At 72.6% G+C, this 19,125-nt stretch carries 17 protein-coding genes; 7 read left to right on the plus strand and 10 right to left on the minus strand.

Annotated elements, in window-relative coordinates; genetic code table 11:
• Window positions 1-34: 34 nt before the first annotated feature.
• Window positions 35-4,654, minus strand: a complete 4,620-nt coding sequence (locus IH00_RS0120805; protein ID WP_031075761.1) for an ATP-dependent helicase — start codon at window positions 4,652-4,654, stop codon at window positions 35-37.
• A gap of 135 nt (window positions 4,655-4,789) precedes the next feature.
• Between IH00_RS0120805 and IH00_RS0120810 the strand changes: the two genes are divergently transcribed.
• The 3 genes from IH00_RS0120810 (at window position 4,790) to IH00_RS0120820 (ending at window position 6,904) form a co-directional block, all read left to right on the plus strand.
• Window positions 4,790-5,650, plus strand: a complete 861-nt coding sequence (locus IH00_RS0120810; RefSeq protein WP_031075763.1) for an AraC family transcriptional regulator — start codon at window positions 4,790-4,792, stop codon at window positions 5,648-5,650.
• A gap of 217 nt (window positions 5,651-5,867) precedes the next feature.
• Entirely contained in the window at window positions 5,868-6,599 is a 732-nt protein-coding gene (locus tag IH00_RS0120815; RefSeq protein WP_031075765.1) for an AzlC family ABC transporter permease, read from the plus strand.
• The gene (locus tag IH00_RS0120820) at window positions 6,596-6,904 is read left to right on the plus strand and encodes an AzlD domain-containing protein (protein WP_031075767.1); all 309 of its coding nucleotides are present in this window, start codon (window positions 6,596-6,598) and stop codon (window positions 6,902-6,904) included. The genes IH00_RS0120815 and IH00_RS0120820 overlap by 4 nt, the downstream gene beginning before the upstream one ends.
• A gap of 194 nt (window positions 6,905-7,098) precedes the next feature.
• Here the strand turns inward: IH00_RS0120820 and IH00_RS0120825 are convergent, their stop codons facing one another.
• On the minus strand, window positions 7,099-8,004 hold the full coding sequence (locus IH00_RS0120825; protein ID WP_031075769.1) for a hypothetical protein: 906 nt from the start codon (window positions 8,002-8,004) through the stop codon (window positions 7,099-7,101).
• 79 nt (window positions 8,005-8,083) lie between these two features.
• Between IH00_RS0120825 and IH00_RS0120830 the strand changes: the two genes are divergently transcribed.
• The 4 genes from IH00_RS0120830 to recX all read left to right on the plus strand — a co-directional run bounded on the left by IH00_RS0120830 (window position 8,084) and on the right by recX (window position 11,777).
• Complete coding sequence (locus IH00_RS0120830; protein WP_031075771.1) at window positions 8,084-8,278, plus strand: DUF3046 domain-containing protein; 195 nt, start codon at window positions 8,084-8,086, stop codon at window positions 8,276-8,278.
• Between the two features lie 129 nt (window positions 8,279-8,407).
• A complete protein-coding gene (locus IH00_RS0120835) occupies window positions 8,408-9,802 on the plus strand; it encodes an AI-2E family transporter (protein ID WP_234334910.1) in 1,395 nt (464 codons plus the stop codon).
• A 274-nt stretch (window positions 9,803-10,076) separates the two neighbouring features.
• Window positions 10,077-11,204 carry a recombinase RecA gene (gene recA / locus IH00_RS0120840; RefSeq protein ID WP_031075775.1) on the plus strand — a complete coding sequence of 376 codons (1,128 nt, stop codon included), beginning with the start codon at window positions 10,077-10,079 and terminating at the stop codon, window positions 11,202-11,204.
• 3 nt (window positions 11,205-11,207) lie between these two features.
• On the plus strand, window positions 11,208-11,777 hold the full coding sequence (recX, locus tag IH00_RS0120845; protein ID WP_031075782.1) for a recombination regulator RecX: 570 nt from the start codon (window positions 11,208-11,210) through the stop codon (window positions 11,775-11,777).
• 387 nt (window positions 11,778-12,164) lie between these two features.
• Here the strand turns inward: recX and IH00_RS0120850 are convergent, their stop codons facing one another.
• The 8 genes from IH00_RS0120850 to IH00_RS0120880 all read right to left on the minus strand — a co-directional run bounded on the left by IH00_RS0120850 (window position 12,165) and on the right by IH00_RS0120880 (window position 19,053).
• Window positions 12,165-12,557, minus strand: a complete 393-nt coding sequence (locus IH00_RS0120850) for a rhodanese-like domain-containing protein (RefSeq protein WP_107064497.1) — start codon at window positions 12,555-12,557, stop codon at window positions 12,165-12,167.
• A complete protein-coding gene (locus IH00_RS0120855) occupies window positions 12,554-13,132 on the minus strand; it encodes a cupin domain-containing protein (RefSeq protein ID WP_199819791.1) in 579 nt (192 codons plus the stop codon). Before IH00_RS0120855 ends, IH00_RS0120850 begins: the two co-directional genes overlap by 4 nt.
• An 81-nt stretch (window positions 13,133-13,213) precedes the next feature.
• Complete coding sequence (locus IH00_RS45470; RefSeq protein WP_355356953.1) at window positions 13,214-13,300, minus strand: putative leader peptide; 87 nt, start codon at window positions 13,298-13,300, stop codon at window positions 13,214-13,216.
• A gap of 173 nt (window positions 13,301-13,473) precedes the next feature.
• Window positions 13,474-15,129 carry an FAD-dependent monooxygenase gene (locus IH00_RS0120860; protein WP_031075786.1) on the minus strand — a complete coding sequence of 552 codons (1,656 nt, stop codon included), beginning with the start codon at window positions 15,127-15,129 and terminating at the stop codon, window positions 13,474-13,476.
• A 309-nt stretch (window positions 15,130-15,438) separates the two neighbouring features.
• A complete protein-coding gene (locus tag IH00_RS0120865; RefSeq protein WP_031075788.1) occupies window positions 15,439-16,407 on the minus strand; it encodes an amino acid ABC transporter permease in 969 nt (322 codons plus the stop codon).
• Entirely contained in the window at window positions 16,404-17,051 is a 648-nt protein-coding gene (locus IH00_RS0120870) for an amino acid ABC transporter permease (RefSeq protein WP_031075791.1), read from the minus strand. The genes IH00_RS0120865 and IH00_RS0120870 overlap by 4 nt, the downstream gene beginning before the upstream one ends.
• Window positions 17,052-17,220: 169 nt before the next feature.
• Complete coding sequence (locus tag IH00_RS0120875; RefSeq protein ID WP_031075793.1) at window positions 17,221-18,141, minus strand: glutamate ABC transporter substrate-binding protein; 921 nt, start codon at window positions 18,139-18,141, stop codon at window positions 17,221-17,223.
• Between the two features lie 126 nt (window positions 18,142-18,267).
• Window positions 18,268-19,053, minus strand: coding sequence for an amino acid ABC transporter ATP-binding protein (locus tag IH00_RS0120880; protein WP_031075795.1), 786 nt, complete (start codon window positions 19,051-19,053; stop codon window positions 18,268-18,270).
• Window positions 19,054-19,125 lie beyond the last annotated feature (72 nt).

The raw sequence follows: 19,125 nt of genomic DNA on the forward strand, positions 1-19,125 counted from the left end.
CCTCCATGATGGGGGACCGGGCGGCGGACACCGCCTACGCCCGCAGGCGCAGGCCCCGGGGAGTGGCGTGGAAGCCCGCCGCCTCCAGGGCACGGGACAGCGGCGACGTCAGGGCCGCCCCGCCGTTGATCCGTTCCACGGTGACGGTGCCCAGGGATCCGGCGCGGGCAGCCCCCGCGAGCGCCTCGGCGGCGGCCAGGAGGACCGGATCGTCCGGCTCGGTGGACCAGGACAGCAGGGTCTTGCCGCCGCGTTCCATGTAGAGCGCGAGCTCGCCGTCGGCGAGGACGACGAGGGAGCCCGCCTTGCGGCCCGGCTTGTGCCCGGCGCCGGTCGGCGGCTCCGGCCACGGCAGAGCCGCGCCGTACGCGTTGGCCGGGTCGGCGGCGGCCAGGACCACCGCGCGCGGGGCGGCCGATTGCTCGGCGCGTTCCCGGGCGTTCGCCGCCGCGCGCAGCCGGTCCACCGCGCCGTCCATCGCGAACTGCGCGGCGCCCAGTCCTTCGACGACGTAGCCGCGGCGCGCCTGTCCGCTGTCCTCGAAAGCGGACAGGACCCGGTATGTCGCCGAGAACCCGCCCTCCACGCCTTCGGCGGTGACCGCGCCGCGGGTGACCACGCCGTGCCGGTCGAGCAGGGTGCGGGCCAGGGCGTGGGCGCGGTGCGTCGGGTCCGGCTCGGCGGGCGGAAGCAGCGACCAACGGCCGCTGACGGTCGGCGGACCAGAGCGGGAAGCGGCGTGGGCGGCCGCGCTGAGCGTGCCGTACCGGCCGCGCGGGACGGTCCGCCTGGCACGGTGCGCGGTGGAGCCCGCCGTACGGCCCGAGCCGAGCAGGGCGCGGAGAGGCGCGAGGGTGTCGTTCGTCAGCCGGCCCGACCAGGCCAGGTCCCACAGGGCGTCGGCGAGCTGCGGGTCGGTCGCTTCCGGGTGCGTGGTGGCGCGCACCTGGTCGGCGATCTGGCGGAAGAACAAGCCGTAGCCACCGGAGAGGGTCGCCAGGACCGATTCGTGGAGGGCCGTGAGCTCCAGGGGGTGGGGCGCCGGGAGCAGCAGGGGCGCCGCGTCGGCGAGGTAGAGCGAGACCCAGCCGTCCTTGCCGGGCAGGGCACCCGCGCCCGCCCACAGGACCTCTCCGGTGGTGGTGAGCTCGTCGAGGAGCGTGGGGCTGTAGCCGAAGACACGGGAGGGCAGGATCAGCTTCTCGAGGGCGGAGGCGGGGACGGGGGCGCCCTGCAACTGCTCGACGGCGCGGGCCAGTCCGTCGATGCCGCGCAGGCTGTTGCTGCCCAGGTGCTGCCACTGCGGGAGGAAGGTGGCCAGCGCGGCGGGCGGCACCGGCTCCAGCTCGTGGCGCAGGGCGGCCAGGGAGCGGCGGCGCAGCCTGCGCAGGACGGCCGCGTCGCACCACTCCTGGCCGATGCCCGAGGGGTGGAACTCCCCCTGGACCACACGGCCGGCCGCGGCCAGGCGGTGCAGGGCGCCGTCGGTGACGGCGGTGCCCAGACCGAAGCGGGCGGCGGCCGCGGAGGAGGTGAACGGCCCGTGCGTGCGCGCGTACCGCGCGAGGAGGTCGCCCAGCGGGTCCTTCACCGGCTCGGTGAACGCCTCCGGAACGCCGACCGGGAGGGCGGTGCCCAGGGCATCGCGCAGTCGGCCCGCGTCCTCGACGGCCGCCCAGTGGTCGGCTCCGGCGATACGGACGCGGATCGCCCGGCGCGTCGTGGCGAGCTCCTCCGCCCAGGCCGGGTCGGCGCCGCGCTCGGCCAGCTCCGCGCCGGTGAGCGGGCCGAGGACCCGCAGGATGTCGGCGACGCCCTCCACGTCCTTCACGCGGCGGTCCTCGGCGAGCCACTGCAACTCGCGCTCCAGCTCGGTCAGGACGTCGGCGTCCAGCAGCTCGCGCAGCTCGGCCTGGCCCAGCAGCTCGGCCAGCAGCCGCGAGTCCAGGGACAGGGCGGCCGCCCGCCGCTCCGCGAGCGGGGAGTCGCCCTCGTAGAGGAACTGGGCGACGTAACCGAAGAGCAGCGAGCGGGCGAAGGGGGAGGGCTCGGGGGTGGTGACCTCGACCAGGCGGACGCGGCGCGACTCGATGTCGCCCATCAGCTCCTGCAGTCCGGGCACGTCGAAGACGTCCTGCAGGCACTCGCGGACGGCCTCCAGGACGATCGGGAACGAACCGAACTCGCTCGCCACCTGCAGCAGCTGGGCCGCCCGCTGCCGCTGCTGCCACAGCGGGGTGCGCCTGCCCGGGTTGCGGCGGGGCAGCAGCAGGGCGCGGGCCGCGCACTCGCGGAACCGGGACGCGAACAGGGCGGAACCGCCCACCTGGTCGGTGACGATCTGGTCGACGTCGCCCTTGTCGAAGACGACGTCGGCGGCACCGACCGGGGCCTGCTCGCTGTCGTACTCTGCCCCGGGTGCGCCCGGATCCTGGTCGAGCAGGTCCAGCCCCATCAGGTCCGCGTCGGGCAGGCGCAGCACGATGCCGTCGTCCGCGTGCATGACCTGGGCGTCCATGCCGTACCGCTCGGAGAGCCGGGCGCCGAGCGCCAGCGCCCACGGGGCGTGGACCTGCGCGCCGAACGGCGAGTGGACCACGACCCGCCAGTCGCCCAGCTCGTCACGGAACCGCTCCACGAGCACCGTGCGGTCGTCGGGGATGTGCCCGCAGGCGCGGCGCTGCTCGTCCAGGTACGCGATGACGTTGTCCGCGGCCCACGCGTCGAGGCCCGCCGCCAGCAGCCGCAGCCGCGCGTCGTCCGGCTCCAGCGAGCCCACCTCGCGCAGGAACGCGCCCACCGCGCGGCCCAGTTCCAGCGGCCGGCCCAACTGGTCGCCCTTCCAGAAGGGCAGCCGGCCCGGGACACCGGGAGCGGGGGAGACCAGTACCCGGTCCCGGGTGATGTCCTCGATCCGCCACGAGGAGGTGCCCAGCGTGAACACATCGCCCACGCGCGACTCGTAGACCATCTCCTCGTCGAGCTCGCCGACCCGGCCGCCGCCCTTCTTGGGGTCGGCGCCGGCCAGGAACACCCCGAAGAGACCGCGGTCGGGAATCGTGCCGCCCGAGGTGACGGCGAGGCGCTGCGCGCCCGGACGGCCCGTGACCGTGCCCGCGACGCGGTCCCACACCACCCGCGGGCGCAACTCGGCGAACGCGTCCGACGGATAGCGGCCCGCGAGCATGTCCAGGACGGCCGTGAACGCCGATTCGGGCAGCGACGCGAACGGCGCCGCGCGCCGCACCACCGCCAGCAGGTCGTCGAACTGCCAGGTGTCCAGGGCCACCATGGCGACCAGCTGCTGGGCGAGTACGTCCAAGGGGTTCGACGGGATCCGCATGGACTCGATGGAGCCGCTGCGCATCCGCTCGGTCACCACGGCCGCCTGTACCAGGTCGCCCCGGTACTTGGGGAAGACGACACCCGTGGACACCGCGCCCACCTGGTGACCGGCCCGGCCGACGCGCTGCAGGCCGGACGCCACGGACGGCGGCGACTCCACCTGCACGACCAGATCCACCGCGCCCATGTCGATACCCAGCTCCAGGCTGGAGGTCGCGACCACGGCGGGCAGCCGGCCCGCCTTGAGGTCCTCCTCCACCAGTGCCCGCTGCTCCTTGGAGACCGAGCCGTGGTGCGCACGGGCCAGCAGGGGCGGGGCCCCCTTCGCCGCGCCCGACTGGGCCATCACCTCGGCGGGGGACTGGTCCTCGGGCAGGGGCTCACCGGTGGCCCGCTCGTAGGCGATCTCGTTGAGCCGGTTGCACAGCCGCTCCGCCAGCCGCCGCGAGTTGGCGAAGACGATCGTCGAGCGGTGGGCCTGGACGAGGTCGGCGATACGCTCCTCCACGTGCGGCCAGATCGACGGCCGCTCGGCCTGGTCGGTCTCCGTCGCCGGGGAGCCCCCCAGCTCGCCCAGGTCCTCGACCGGCACGACCACGGACAGGTCGAACTCCTTGCCGGACCGCGGCTGGACGATCTCCACCTTCCGCTGCGGCGACAGATAGCGCGCGACCTCGTCGACCGGACGCACGGTCGCCGACAGCCCGATCCGGCGGGCCGGGCGCGGGAGCAGCTCGTCCAGCCGCTCCAGGGACACGGCCAGGTGAGCGCCCCGCTTCGTGCCCGCGACCGCGTGCACCTCGTCCAGGATCACGGTCTCGACACCGGACAGCGCGTCGCGGGTGGCCGAGGTGAGCATCAGGAACAGCGACTCGGGCGTCGTGATCAGGATGTCCGGCGGCCGCGTGGCCAGCGAGCGCCGCTCGGCGGCCGGGGTGTCGCCCGAGCGGATGCCGACCCGCACCTCCGGCTCGGGCAGCCCCAGGCGCACCGCCTCCTGCCGGATGCCGGTCAGCGGGCTGCGCAGATTGCGCTCGACATCGACCGCGAGCGCCTTGAGCGGCGACACGTACAGCACACGGCAGCGCTTCTTCGCGTCCGCGGGCACCGGGGTGGAGGTGAGCCGGTCGAGCGCGGCGAGGAACGCGGCCAGCGTCTTGCCGGAACCGGTCGGTGCCACGACGAGCACGTCCGAGCCCGCGCCGATCGCACGCCAGGCGCCTTCCTGCGCCGCGGTGGGCGCGCTGAAGGCCCCCGTGAACCAGCCCCGGGTCGGGGGGGAGAACGAGTCGAGCGCAGTCCTGGCCATGTCCCCCATCGTGCACCCCGCCACTGACAATCCGGCCCGGCACGACACGGCGGCGGAACCGGCCGGCGGGCCACGGGGCCGTCCACGCCATGGACACGCAGGTCGCAGCGGTGGGGACCGGCGCAGAATGGACCCATGGCGAGCGCGCGGGACGGAGAATGGGCCAGGCACTGGCAGTACCCCGGCGTGCCCGGACTCGACCTCCTCCGGGCCCGGTACGTGCGCCACTCCTTCGCCCGCCACAGCCACGAGGGCTTCGTCCTCGGAGCGGTCCGCCGCGGCATCGAGGACGTCGTCATGCCCGAGGGCACGATCCGGGCCCGCCCCGGCACCGTCGTCATGATCAATCCCGAGGTGCCGCACTCCGCGCACGCCGGGGTGCCCGAAGGATGGTCGTACGCGACCCTCTACCCCTCCTCCGGCCTGGTGGCCGGCATCGCGCAGGAGGAGACGGGACTGCGCGGCACGCCCGGCTTCGCCGAGACCATCGTCGAGGACGAGGACACCGCCCAGCTGATACGGGCGGTCCACCGGGCGGCCGAGGAGGGCAACGCGCTCGCCGCCGACACCCTCCTGCGCATCGCGGTCGCCCGGCTGCTTCGCCGCCACGGCCGGTCGCTGCCCGCCCGGCCGCCGCTCGCCGCAGGGACGCGCACCGCGCTGCTGGCCAGGGAGCTCCTCCAGGAGCGGATGACCGAGCCGCCGTCCCTCGAGCAGCTCGCACAGGAGCTCGGTACCAGCCCCTTCGCCCTGCTGCGGGCCTTCAAGGCCGCCCACGGCATGCCGCCGCACACCTGGCTGACCAACGCGCGCGTGCGGGCGGCCCGCCGCCTCCTGGAGGCCGGCACCACGCCCGCGGCAGCGGCCGCCGCGGTCGGCTTCACCGATCAGCCCCACCTGAACCGGCACTTCACCCGCATCGTGGGCGTGCCGCCGGGCGCGTACCAGCGGGAGCGCGCAAGAACGTACAAGACCGGGGACGAACCCCCGCCGTAGCGTCCTGGGCGTGGCAGAACAGACATCACCGAGAGACGGAGCAGCCGAACCCCGTACGGTCCCGCCAGCGCGGGCGCACAGGGGTGAGCCGGTGCGGGGAGGGGCGCCGGCACGCAGGGACGGGCCGACGGGCGCGGCCGGGCCCCTGCGTACCGCCGAGACAGAGACCGAGACCGAGACCGAGTCCGAGGGCATGGCCGAGACCGGGACCGAGGGCATGGCCGAGGCAGGGGCGGTCGTCGAGCCGGGATCCGGGGCCGCGCCCGACCGCGCCGTCGTGCGCGACGCGCTCGGCGTCGGGGTGGCCGTCGGCCTCTCCGGTTTCGCCTTCGGCGTGACGTCGGCCGGTGCGGGCCTGAGCGCCCTCCAGACCTGTGCGCTCAGCCTCCTCGTCTTCACCGGCGCCTCGCAGTTCGCCCTCGTCGGGGCGCTCGCGGGCGGCGGGAACCCGTTCACCGCCGCCGCGGGGGCCTTCTTCCTCGGCACCCGGAACGCCTTCTACGGGCTGCGCCTCTCGCAGCTGCTCGCCCTGCCCCGGTTCGTCCGCCCGTTCGCCGCGCACTGGGTCATCGACGAGACGGCGGCCGTCTCCCTGGCCCAGTCGTCACGGCGCGCCGCCCGGATCGGCTTCACCGTCACCGGGCTCACCCTCTACATGCTCTGGAACCTGACCACGCTCCTCGGAGCGCTGGGCGCGGAAGCCATCGGCGACACCGACGCGTGGGGCCTGGACGCCGCCGGACCGGCCGTGTTCCTCGCGCTGCTCGCTCCCATGCTCCGTACGACCACCGAGCGGGCCGTCGCCGGGATTGCCGTCGTCCTCGGGCTGGGTTTCCTGCCCGTACTGCCCGCAGGCGTGCCGGTGCTGGTCGCGGCGCTCGCCGCGCCGGCGGTGCTGTGGCTCCAGGGACGCCGGACCGGTGCCGGGCGGAAGGGAGCCCGGCGGTGAACTTCTGGATCGCCATCGCCCTGACCGCCGTCGGCTGCTACCTGCTGAAGCTGGCCGGCCTGCTCGTACCGGCAGCGGCCCTCGAGAAACCGCTCGTCCAGCGGCTGTCGGCGCTGCTGCCCGTCGCCCTGCTCGCCGCGCTGACCGCTCAGCAGACCTTCAGCGCCGGCGACGCGCTGGTCGTCGACGCGCGCGGCGCGGGCCTCGCGGCCGCGGCGCTCGCCCTGGTCCTGCGCGCACCGTTCCTGGTGGTGGTCGCCGCCGCGGTGGCCGTCACGGCGGCGGTACGGGCCCTGGGCGGCTGACCGGGGGACCCCTGGCGCGCGCAGTGACCGCGGGCTCCCGCGGCCCGCGCGGCCCCGCCCAGCGGCGGGGTTTCCACCGGGCTCCGTGGCCCCGGCCGGCCGTGGAGGCACGCTGCCGCGGAGCGGGGCCGCGGAGGGGGCGGGAGAGGAGCGGGGATGGGAGCGGCGGAGCGGCGAGGCTCTGAGGGCAGTGCTCAGCGGATGCTGCGGCCGTGCGCCCGGAGCGTGCGCAGCGCCTCGATCGTCAGGATCGGCCGCCACTCCAGGGCCGTGCCCGGCGCCCACTGGCGCCAGTGGACCGGCCAGCCCCCGTCCTCCTGCTGCTCGGCGGCGAGGTGGTCCAGGGAGCGCTCCATCTCCTCGTCCGTGAACCAGCGCCGCGCCAGCGAGTCCGGCACGCGCGCGTAGTCGTGCGGGAAGTGGTGCTCACCGGGGGCGTAGCCGGGCGGGACCGGGAAGGCGTCCTTGCGCGCCGGATCCAGTACGGCCAGTTTCTGATCCCGTACGAGCCTGCCCAACCGGTCCGCGGCCGCCTCCGCGCGGGCCCGGTCGGGGACACCGTCCAGGAACGCGACGGCGGCCTGGATCTCGTACGGGTGCGACTTCTCCAGCCCCTCGACCGCGGCCCAGCAGAAGTCGGTGGCACGGAACAGCCACGCGTGCCACACCTGGTTGCGGTGGAGCAGGCCCACCACCGGGCCGGTGGCCAGCAGGTCGCTCGGAGGGTCGTCCACGACCGGCAGGAACGGCGCGACCGGGTAGCCGCGCACGGAGGGGTGCAGTGCGGGCAGCGCCCCTTCGTGCGTGGACACCTCCGTGAGGTACCGGCACACGCGCTCCACCCGCAGCCCGCCGCAGCGGCCGATGGAGTCCAGCACCCGCAGGGCGTGCGCGGCGTGCAGAGGCTGGCTGACGGGGCCGCGCAGATCCGGCTCCAGGGCGTGCCCGTAGCCGCCGTCGTCGTTGAGGTACGCGGTCAGGGCGGCCTCGACGGAGTCGGCGGCACCGCCCAGGAAGTGGTATGCGAACCGCCGCTGTTCGAGCACGCGGGCCGTGAGCCAGACGAAGTGCTCGGCGCGCGTGAGGAGAGTTCCGGCCATGTTCCGACGGTAGGGCGGAAAGGGCTTTCGGCAACCGGCCCGGGCCGGGCTGCACTCTCAGGAGCGGGATACTGGTGTCATGCGGTTGACGATTTTCTGGGAGCGGATGGCGGCGCACTTCGGCGACACGTACGCCGAGTCCTTCGCACGGGACCACGTGATGTCCGAGCTCGGTGGCCGTACGGTGCGCGAGGCGCTGGACGCCGGCTGGGAGGCGAAGGACGTGTGGCGGGCGGTGTGCGCGGCGGTGGACGTCCCCGCGGACAAGCGCTGATCCCAGGGCGGGCGGCCGGATGTCGCCGCTGTAGGCGAGACTTGGCGCGTGCCCCCGACTGACGAGACTGAGAAGACGACCGCCGCTCCCGGGACCGGGGCAGCGCGCCCCGCGTCCCCCGCTGCCCGTATGCCGCGCTGGCTGCCGCGCGCGATGGTGCTCGCCCTCGCCCTCTACGCCTGCTTCCAGCTCGGCAGCTGGGCGTTCCACCAGCTCATCGGTCTGCTGATCAACATCCTGATCGCCTTCTTCCTGGCCCTGGCCATCGAGCCGGCGGTGGGCCGGATGGCGGCGCGTGGCATGCGCCGCGGGCTCGCCACCTTCCTGGTCTTCTTCGCGATCCTGATCACGGGCGTCGGCTTCGTCGTGCTGCTCGGCTCGATGCTGGCGGGCCAGATCATCGAGATGGTCGAGGACTTCCCCCGGTACCTCGACTCCCTGATCAACTGGATCAATCACACGTTCGACACCGAGCTGTCCCGCGTGGAGGTCCAGGACAGCCTCCTGCGCTCGGACTGGCTGCGGAAGTACGTCCAGAACAGTGCCAGTGGGGTGCTCGATGTCTCCGCGACGGTGCTCGGCGGCCTGTTCAAGCTGCTGACGATCTTCCTGTTCTCGTTCTACTTCGCGGCCGACGGCCCCCGGCTCCGCCGGGCCCTGTGCTCCGTGCTGCCGCCGGCCAGGCAGGCGGAGGTCCTGCGGGCCTGGGAGATCGCCGTGGACAAGACGGGCGGCTACCTCTACTCGCGCGGTCTGATGGCGCTGATCTCCGGCCTCGCGCACTACGTCCTGCTGGAGTTCCTGACCGTGCCGTACGCGCCCGCCCTCGCGGTGTGGGTCGGCCTGGTGTCCCAGTTCATCCCGACGATCGGCACGTACCTGGCGGGCGCCCTGCCGATGCTGATCGCCTTCACCGAGAACCCCTGGTACGCGCTGTGGGTCCTGATCTTCGTCGTCGTGTACCAGCAGTTCGAGAACTACCTGCTGCAGCCCAAGCTCACCGCCAAGTCCGTCGACATCCACCCGGCCGTCGCCTTCGGCTCGGTCATCGCGGGCACCGCGCTGCTGGGTGCCGTCGGCGCACTGATCGCGATCCCGGCGGTCGCCACGCTCCAGGCGTTCCTCGGCGCGTACGTGAAGCGGTACGACGTGACGGAGGACCCGCGGGTGCACGGGCACCGGCGCCACGGCGAGCTGGTGCTGGCCCGGGTGCAGCGGGCGCTGCGTGCGAAGAAGGAGCAGGGCGCGGAGCGTGACTCCGACGACAGCCCGGCCCGGGCGGCGGAGCGGATCCCGGCCCCGTCCCCGGCCCCCGAGCCGGGCACGGCTCCCGATCCGGGCACGGCTCCCGAGCCGGCCCCGGCCCCCGATCCGGGCACGGAGCCGGACCCTGACCCGGTCCCGGTCCCGGTCACGGAGTCGGACCCGGTCACGGAGCCGGACGCGGACCGGGCCACGGAGCCCGGGCCGGAGCCGGCCGCGGACCGTATCCCCGGCCGGACCCCGCCGTCCGACAGCGCCTGATCCCGGCGGCCGGCGACTGCCGGTGACTGCCGTCGGCGGCTGGCCGAGGGCCTTCGGGTGGCCGCCGCGGGTGGCGGTGTGTGCGCGGCGTGCCGCGCTTGACACTAAAATCGAACATCCATTCTCATGGGGTTCCGGCCCGGGATTCCGGGGTGTTCGCGGAGTTGTCCACGGAGTTATCCACAGGTCGGAGGGACGGCGGGGCCCATTGTCAGTGGCAGGGGTTAGCGTCTTTGACGTGAAGCGATCGACACAAGCAAACCGGGTGGAACCCATGGCAGGTACCGACCGCGAGAAGGCGCTCGACGCCGCGCTCGCACAGATTGAACGGCAATTCGGCAAGGGCGCAGTGATGCGCATGGGCGAGCGGTCGAAGGAGCCCATCGAGGTCATCCCGACCGGCTCGACCGCGCTCGACGTCGCCCTTGGCGTCGGCGGCCTGCCGCGCGGCCGTGTGGTGGAGATCTACGGCCCGGAGTCCTCCGGTAAGACGACCCTGACCCTGCACGCCGTGGCCAACGCGCAGAAGGCCGGCGGCCAGGTGGCGTTCGTCGACGCGGAGCACGCCCTCGACCCCGAGTACGCGCAGAAGCTCGGCGTCGACATCGACAACCTGATCCTGTCCCAGCCCGACAACGGCGAGCAGGCCCTGGAGATCGTGGACATGCTCGTCCGCTCCGGTGCACTCGACCTGATCGTCATCGACTCCGTCGCCGCGCTCGTGCCGCGCGCCGAGATCGAGGGCGAGATGGGTGACTCGCACGTGGGTCTCCAGGCCCGTCTGATGAGCCAGGCGCTCCGCAAGATCACCAGTGCGCTCAACCAGTCCAAGACCACCGCGATCTTCATCAACCAGCTCCGCGAGAAGATCGGTGTGATGTTCGGCTCGCCGGAGACCACGACCGGTGGCCGCGCGCTCAAGTTCTACGCCTCGGTGCGCATCGACATCCGCCGCATCGAGACCCTGAAGGACGGCACGGAGGCGGTCGGCAACCGCACCCGCTGCAAGGTCGTGAAGAACAAGGTCGCGCCGCCCTTCAAGCAGGCCGAGTTCGACATCCTCTACGGCCAGGGCATCAGCCGCGAGGGCGGCCTGATCGACATGGGCGTCGAGCACGGGTTCGTGCGCAAGGCCGGCGCCTGGTACACGTACGAGGGCGACCAGCTGGGTCAGGGCAAGGAGAACGCCCGCAACTTCCTGAAGGACAACCCCGACCTCGCCAACGAGATCGAGAGGAAGATCAAGGAGAAGCTGGGCGTCGGCGTCCGGCCGGAGACCCCGGCGGCCGAGCCGGGCACGGACGCGGCGGCCGCGGCCGCTCCGGACGACGCGGCGAAGTCGGTCCCTGCTCCGGCGGCGAAGGCCACCAAGGCCACCAAGGCCACGGCGGCCAAGGCCTAACCCGTGGTCCGGCGCACCGAATGGCCGGGCGACAGCACCGACTCGTCGAGGGCCGAGCAGGAGCTGTCGCCCCAGGATCCGGCTGAGCGGGCGCGGGCGATCTGCCTGCGCCTGCTCACCGGGACCCCGCGCACCCGCAAACAGCTCGCGGACGCGCTGCGCAAACGCGAGATCCCGGACGAGGTCGCCGACGAGGTCCTTTCCCGTTTCGAGGACGTCGGGCTGATCGACGACGCGGCGTTCGCCGGTGCGTGGGTGGAGTCCCGGCACCACGGCCGGGGCCTGGCCCGACGCGCCCTCGCCCGGGAACTGCGCACCAAGGGCGTGGACGCCGATCTGATCGACGAGGCGGTCGGCCGACTCGACTCCGAGCAGGAGGAGGCGACGGCCCAGGAGCTCGTGGCGCGCAAGCTCCGCGCCACCCGCGGCCTCGACCGCGACCGCCGCCTGCGCCGCCTCGCGGGCATGCTCGCCCGCAAGGGCTATCCCGAGGGCATGGCCCTGCGCGTGGTCCGTCAGGCGCTGGAGGCGGAGGGCGAGGACACCGAAGACCTGCCGCTGGACTCCTTCTGACCACAGCCCGGGCGTGCGGGTCGGAGACACCCGGGAGGACACCCGAGGCCGGCCACCCCGGGCAGTCGCGACCCGCCGGGAGAGCCAGGCCCGCCGGGAGAGCCAAGTCGGCCGGGAGGCCGGATGCACTCGTGTGAGCCGGCCCACCAGGGCAGCCTGGACACCGGGGGTGGCCAGGCGCACCAAGGGGCTGGACACCCGGAGGGCCGACCAACCCGGGCAGGCGAGCACGCCGGGAGGGCCAGGCGCACCGGAGAGCCGAGTTCAGGGCGGGCCAGACACCCGACCCCGGAGGGCCCAGCCCACCAGGGCAGCCTGGACACCGGGAGGGCCAGGCGGACCGGGCAGGCGCCCGACGGGGCGCCGCCGTCGCAGCAGTCGTATGCGTCAGTGCGTCGTGGGCAGGCCCTCCGACCGCCAGGCCTGGAAGCCGCCGATGAGATCGGTAGCGCGATGCAGACCCAACTGCTGGAGTGACGCGGCCGCGAGGGAGGAGGCGTACCCCTCGTTGCACACCACCACGATCCGCAGATCGTGGCTCACCGCCTCCGGAGCGCGGTGGCTGCCCCACGGGTCCAGGCGCCACTCCAGCTCGTTGCGCTCGACGACCAGCGCACCCGGAATCAGCCCGTCGCGCTCGCGCAGCGCCGCGTACCGGATGTCCACGAGCAGCGCGTCACCCGCCTCCGCCGCCGCGAACGCCACCCGGGGCGTCACCCGCTCCAGGCCCTTCCGGACGCGCTCCAGCAGCTCGTCGATGCCGACGCGCTCCGTGCTCACTGCCAGTCCTCCGGGCGCTCGACCTGCTCCAGCCGCAGCACCGGGCCCGTGCGGCTGAACCGTCGGATCAGCGGCAGCGGCGGGTAGTACGCATGGACGGAGACGGCGTGCTCGGCGGTCGACTCGTTCAGCACCTCGTGCACGTGGTGCTGTCCGAACGCCCGCCCCCTGCCCGCCCCGAGCACCCGGCTGCGATCGACGCCATCGGTCAGTTCGAGAGTGCGCCAGCCGCCCGAAGGCAGCCGCACGGCAAGGGACTTCTCCCTCAGGGTGCCGCGCGCCGTGGCGAACGCGCCGATCGACTCGGCGTGGTCGTGCCACCCCGTGCCGGTGCCCGGAGGCCACCCGATGAGCCACGCCTCGCTGCCGCCCGGCCCGTCCAGCCGCACCCACGTGCGGCCCTCCGGGTCGAGGGGCAGGGAGGCGACCAGCTCGGTGTCGGCAGCGGTGCGGCGGGCGAAGTCGAGCAGCTGAGCGGCGGTCGGCGCAGCCGCGCCGACCCGTACGGAAACATGCTGGGACACGAGAAACCGTCCTGTGGTCCTGGAGCCTGGAAGTCGCGAGAACGCGCACATGCGGGCCACACGAGGGCACCTGCGGGCCACGACGGATCCCATGGCCACGACACCGCACATACGCGGAGGAAGAAAGCGAGTTCAGCAGGACGGTCGACACACGCAGCCCGCGTAACGGAGCAGGTCCATATGGACCCTCCGCCACAGGCGCACGACAGTGCCGTTCATGATCCGGAGTACACCATGAACGCCCAGGGCGGTCAATCGACGCTCAAAAGGTGGTCGGTCGAGGTCGGTGAGGGGCCGGGGGGAGAGGCGCTCGGCTGCGAGGGGAAGTGATCACCCGCGGGGAATGGTGATCACCCCGGGGGGAGTGGTGATCACCGCAAGGGGAGAGGTGATCAACCACGGGTGCACGCGGCGTCCGCCGTCCGGTCCCGGTGGCCGGACTCCGGCGCTCCGCCCCGCACCGCGTCGGCCGCCGCGTGCAGTTCCTCCGGCTGCACCCCACCGAAGGCCGCCACGAGGTGCCCGTCGGGCCGCACCAGCAGCACGGTGTGTGCGGCGGCCCCCGGATACGCCTCGGTGACCAGGAGCTCCCCGGGGACCGGCAGCGCCTCCACGGCCGCCGCCAGCCGGGGCATCACACCGGCGGTCATCCAGTGCCGCCGGTCCCACACACCCGTCCCCGGCGCCACCAGCACCACCAGCAGCCTCCCTCGCCCCAGCCGGTCGCGCAGCGGGCCGGTCGTGCCGTCCTCCGGTGCCGTGACCGGAACGTCCGCCACCGGCGCACCCGGGAGCGTGCCGACACTCGCATGCGCTTCGCTGTACGGGGGCGCGAGGGGGGAGTGCGGGTACGCGGGCGGCGCGCCGAGCGGCCCGCGCCCCACGTGGCCGTCCGTCAGGAGCGCGTCGTGCCCTCCGCCCCGCAGGTACGTCCGCAGGCCACCCGTGCCCCGCAGCACCGGCAGCGACTGGTCGGCGGCGCGCAGCCGCGCCGCGACCGCCGTGCGCCGCTCCGCCTCGTAGCTGTCCAGCAGCGCGTCGGAGGCACCGTGGTGCCAGGCCAGGGCCAGCTTCCAGGCCAGGTTGTCGGCGTCCCGCAGCCCCTCGTCGAGCCCCTGCGTACCGAGCGCCCCGAGCAGATGGGCCGCGTCGCCGGCGAGGAACGCCCGCTCCACCCGCCACCGCTTGGCGAGCCGGTGGTGCAGCGTGTAGACGCCGGTGTCGATCAGGTCGTACGCGGGGGCCTCGCCGCACCAGCCGACCAGCGTCTCGCGGATCCGCGCCACCAGCGCGTCCGGTGTCACCAGGTCGCCGCGCGGCGGCAGCAGCCAGTCGAGCCGCCAGCCGTCGTCCGGGAGCGGACGCGCCGTGACCTCCTCGCCGACGCCGCGCCACGGCGGCTGGCGGTGCAGCAACCCCTCGCCGTCCCAGGGGAGTTCGGCGTGGAGTGTGGCGACGGCGTGCCGCTCGACCGCCGTGCGCCCCGGGAAGCGGACGCCCAGCAGTTTGCGCACCGTGGAGCGGGCGCCGTCGCAGCCGACCAGGTAGCTGCCGCGCCACCAGGTCGATCCGGGCCCGCGCGTGTGCACGGTGATGCCGTCACCGTCCTGCTCGATCGCGTCGAGGCGGCTGTGCGTGACGACCTGGACCGGGCTTCTCCGCGGCAGCAGCGCGATGGCCTCGCGCAGGCCGTGCGCCAGGGCGTGCTGCGGGATGTGCAGGGGCGACGCGACATCGCCGTCCTCGTCCGCGGGAACCTCCGCGGCGGCGTCCGCCGCGGGCCCGGCGAAGAGGACGTGCCGCGTCTCCTGCTTGCGCCGCATCGACCGCCACCCGCGCCAGCGGGTTCCTTCGTCCCGTACGGTCGTGCATCCCAGCCGCTCCACGAACGCGGCCATGTCAGGGCGCAGCACGGCGGTCCGTGCGGGGCGCGGCTCCTCCTTGCCGGGGCCTTCGTCGAGGACGACGGACGGGACGCCCTGCGCCGCCAGCGCGAGGGACAGCGCGAGCCCGACCGGGCCCGCGCCCGCCACGATCACCGGGTCCACAGCACGACTCCCGGCACGGCGGCAGTAGCAGAAACCTCAGAACCAGCAGTAACGGAAGAAACGTCACAACCAGCAGAAACATCACAAGCAGTTGAAACAGCAGAAACAGCAGAAACAGCAGAAACGGCAGAAGTAGGAGACACAGGGGAAGCACCGGAAACGGCAGGACGAAGGGCTGGAGCCGGGCGCGAGGTGATCACAGAACGTATGCAACCCACTGCGAGTGCTTGCGTCAAGTGACGGGGGCAGCGACGCGAACGCCACTGCCCCCGACCGTCCGGGTCGATCCCCGGATGATGTCACATACCGTCAGTTGCCCGATGCGCCAGAGCCGCCGGCCCCACCGACACCGCCCGCCCCGTCGATCCCGCCCGGCGTCCCCATGGTGACCGTACCGGCGGCGGCCTGGCCGGCATCGCCGCCCAGAACGGCCGCGGACGCGGCGGGCTCGGCGGCCGCGGCCACCCCGATACCCGTCTTGGCGCGCCGGCCGCGCTTCTCGATCCACGTGGCGAGGGCGGACAGCGCCAGGCACATGGCCACGTAGATGGCGCCGACGACCACGATCGTCGACACGTACGGGTACTGGCCGTTGACCTGCGTGTTCGAGGCGATCAGCCGAGCCGAGTTGAGCAGCTCGGGGTAGAGGATGATGAAGCCGAGCGAGGTGTCCTTCAGGGTCACCACCAGCTGGCTGATGATCGTCGGCAGCATCGACCGGACGGCCTGCGGCATCAGCACCGTGGTCATGACCTGTGTCTTGCTCATGCCGAGCGCGTACGCGGCCTCGCGCTGCCCCTTCGGCACGGCGTTGACGCCGGCGCGCAGCACCTCGGCCTGGACGCAGCCGTTGTAGATCGACAGGCCGATGGCCAGCGCCCACATCGAGTAGTCGGTGAGGAAACCGACCCACACGGCGTAGATCGTGATCAGCAGCGGGATGGAGCGGAACAGCTCGATGAAGCCCGTGGCCAGCCACCGGACCGGCTTGTGGTCGGAGAGGCGGCCGACGGCGAGGAGCACGCCGAGCACGAGCGAGCCGATCGCCGCGATGCCGAACGCCTTCAGGGTGGCGATGACACCGTCGGCGATGTTCTGCCGGATGCCCGCGTAGTTGAAGATGTCCCACATCTCCGGGGCGAGGTGCCCCTTCTCGCTCAGCCGCACGACGCTGACCGCGACCAGCGCGATGATGGCGAGGCTGCCGACGACGGCGTAGATGCGGTTGCGTACGACGGCCTTGGGACCGGGCGCGTCGTAGAGAACGCTGGCGCTCATCGGGCGACCTCCAGACGGCTCTCCAGCAGGCGGAAGATGCCGCTGATGGTGAACGTGATGACCAGGTAACCGAGGGCGACCCAGAGGAAGATGGGCACGATGTCGTAGCCCTGCTCGCTCATGAGCTTCTGCCAGCCGAAGAGGTCGGCGACGCTGAAGGCACCGGCGATGGCCGAGTTCTTCGTGAGGGCGATGAAGATGGAGCTCAGCGGAGGCAGCACCGTGCGGGTGGCCTGCGGCAGGACGACGATCCGGAGCGTCTGGCTGAATGTCATGCCGATCGAGCGGGCGGCCTCGGCCTGGCCGACGGGCACCGTGTTGATGCCGGACCGCACCGCCTCGCAGATGAAGGCGGACGTGTAGAAGCCGAGCGCGAGCGCACCCAGGACGAACGGGCTCATGCCCGGGAAGAGGATCTCCGGGACGACGAAGAAGGCGACCAGGAAGAGCAGCGTCAGCGGCGTGTTGCGCAGCAGGTTGACCCACAGGGTGCCGAAGAAGCGCAGCGGCGGGACCGGGGAGACCCGGAACCCGGCGATGAGGACACCGAGGACCAGCGCGATGGCCGAGCTGACGGCGGTGATCGACACGGTTCCTATGAAGCCGTCACGGAAATCCGAGAAATGGTCCAGCAGTACGTTCATGAGGTCTCCGCGTCGGCGGTCAGCGGCTTAGGGGTGGGGGAGGGGCGGGCCGGGCACGGGCCGCCGGGCCCGGCCGGGCGGACCCGGCGCGTGGGTGCCGGTCCGGACAAGGGGCTGCAGCGCCCCGCACGGCGCGTACGGGGCGCTGCAGCAGGCACGTCAGGGGCGATCAGTAGCGGACGATCGCCGGGGGCTCGGTGTAGGCCGAGCCGGAGAGGCCGAGGGTCGCCTCGTAGATCTTCTTGTACGTGCCGTCCGTGATGTGCTTCTCGAGCGAGTCGTTGATCGCGTCACGCAGGACCTTGTCGTCCTTGTTCATGCCCACGCCGTACGGCTCCTCGGTGAACGGCTTGCCGACGACCTTGAGCTTGGTCGGGTTCTGCGCGGCGTAGCCCTTGAGGATCGCGTCGTCCGTGGTGACGGCGTCGACCTGCTTGGTGAGGAGCTGCTGGACGCAGTCCGAGTACTTGGCGAGCTCGGTGGTCTGGGCGCCGTACTCGGGCTTCTTGATCTCCTGCAGCGGGGTGGAGCCCTTGATGGAGCAGACCTTCTTGCCCTTGACGGTCTCCGGACCGGTGATCGCGGTCTCGTCCTTGCGCACCAGGAGGTCGGCGCCGGCCTTGTAGTACGGACCCGCGAAGCCGACCTGCGCCTTGCGCTTGTCGTTGATCGTGTAGGTACCGACGTAGTAGTCGACCTGGCCCTTGGAGATCGCGGTCTCGCGGGTGCTGGAGTCGACGGTCTTCCACTCGATCTGCTTCTCGGAGAAGCCCAGGTCGGCGGCGATCAGCTTGGCGATCTCGACGTCGAAGCCGGAGCGCTCCTTGGTGGCCTGGTCCTCGAAGCCGAGGTACGGCTGGTCGGCCTTCGAGCCGATGACGAGCTTGCCGCGCTCCTTGGCCGCCTTGAAGGTCGGCGAGTCCAGGTTCACACCGGTGGCGACGGTGTACTTCGGCAGTTCCGGCGCACCGCTCGCGCCCGGCTGCACACCGGCGGGCTTGTCGCCGGCGGAGCCCTCCTTGCCGCCGCAGGCGGTCGCGGTCAGGGCGAGCACAGCGACGGCCACGGCCGCCGTCTTGCGGAGCTTCATGGTGAATATCCCTTGAGTCGTGGTTCGTTGGTCGTCAGTGGTCGAAGATCCCGGTGGTACGGGGACCGTTGTCGTACGAGGGGCCCCGGGCACACCGGGGCCCGGTCGTGACGAGGACCGCGGTCCTCAGTGGTGCAGGATCTTCGACAGGAAGTCCTTGGCCCGGTCGCTGCGCGGACTGCTGAAGAACTGCTCGGGCGCCGCCTCTTCGACGATCTTCCCGTCGGCCATGAAGACGACACGGTTGGCGGCGGAGCGGGCGAAGCCCATCTCGTGCGTGACGACCACCATGGTCATCCCGTCGCGCGCCAGCTGCTGCATGACCTCGAGGACCTCGTTGATCATCTCGGGGTCGAGCGCCGAGGTCGGCTCGTCGAAGAGCATGACCTTCGGGTCCATCGCCAACGCCCGGGCGATCGCCACGCGTTGCTGCTGCCCGCCGGAGAGTTGCGCGGGGTACTTGTCCGCCTGCGCGCCGACGCCGACCCGGTCCAGCAGGGCCCGGGCCTTCTCCTCCGCGGCCTTCTTCTCCGCCTTGCGGACCTTCACCTGGCCCAGCATGACGTTCTCCAGCACGGTCTTGTGCGCGAAGAGGTTGAACGACTGGAAGACCATGCCGACGTCGGCGCGCAGCCGGGCGAGCTCCTTGCCCTCCTGCGGCAGCGGCTTGCCGTCGATGGTGATCGTGCCCGAGTCGATCGTCTCCAGGCGGTTGATGGTGCGGCACAGCGTGGACTTGCCGGACCCGGACGGTCCGATGACGACCACGACCTCGCCGCGGGCGATGGTCAGGTCGATGTCCTGGAGCACATGCAGCGCGCCGAAGTGCTTGTTGACGTTGCTCAGCACGACCAGGTCGCTCGCCGTCGGTACGGCGTCCTCCGCGCCCTTGGTCACTGACACTCCGCTCATCGGCCTCTTGCTCCGTCCTGCTCGGTTGGAGAGGACACTAAGCACGCATTGCGACCAGCGTCATTACATCTG

This window comes from Streptomyces sp. NRRL S-118, assembly GCF_000716335.1.
Classification (GTDB): domain Bacteria; phylum Actinomycetota; class Actinomycetes; order Streptomycetales; family Streptomycetaceae; genus Streptomyces.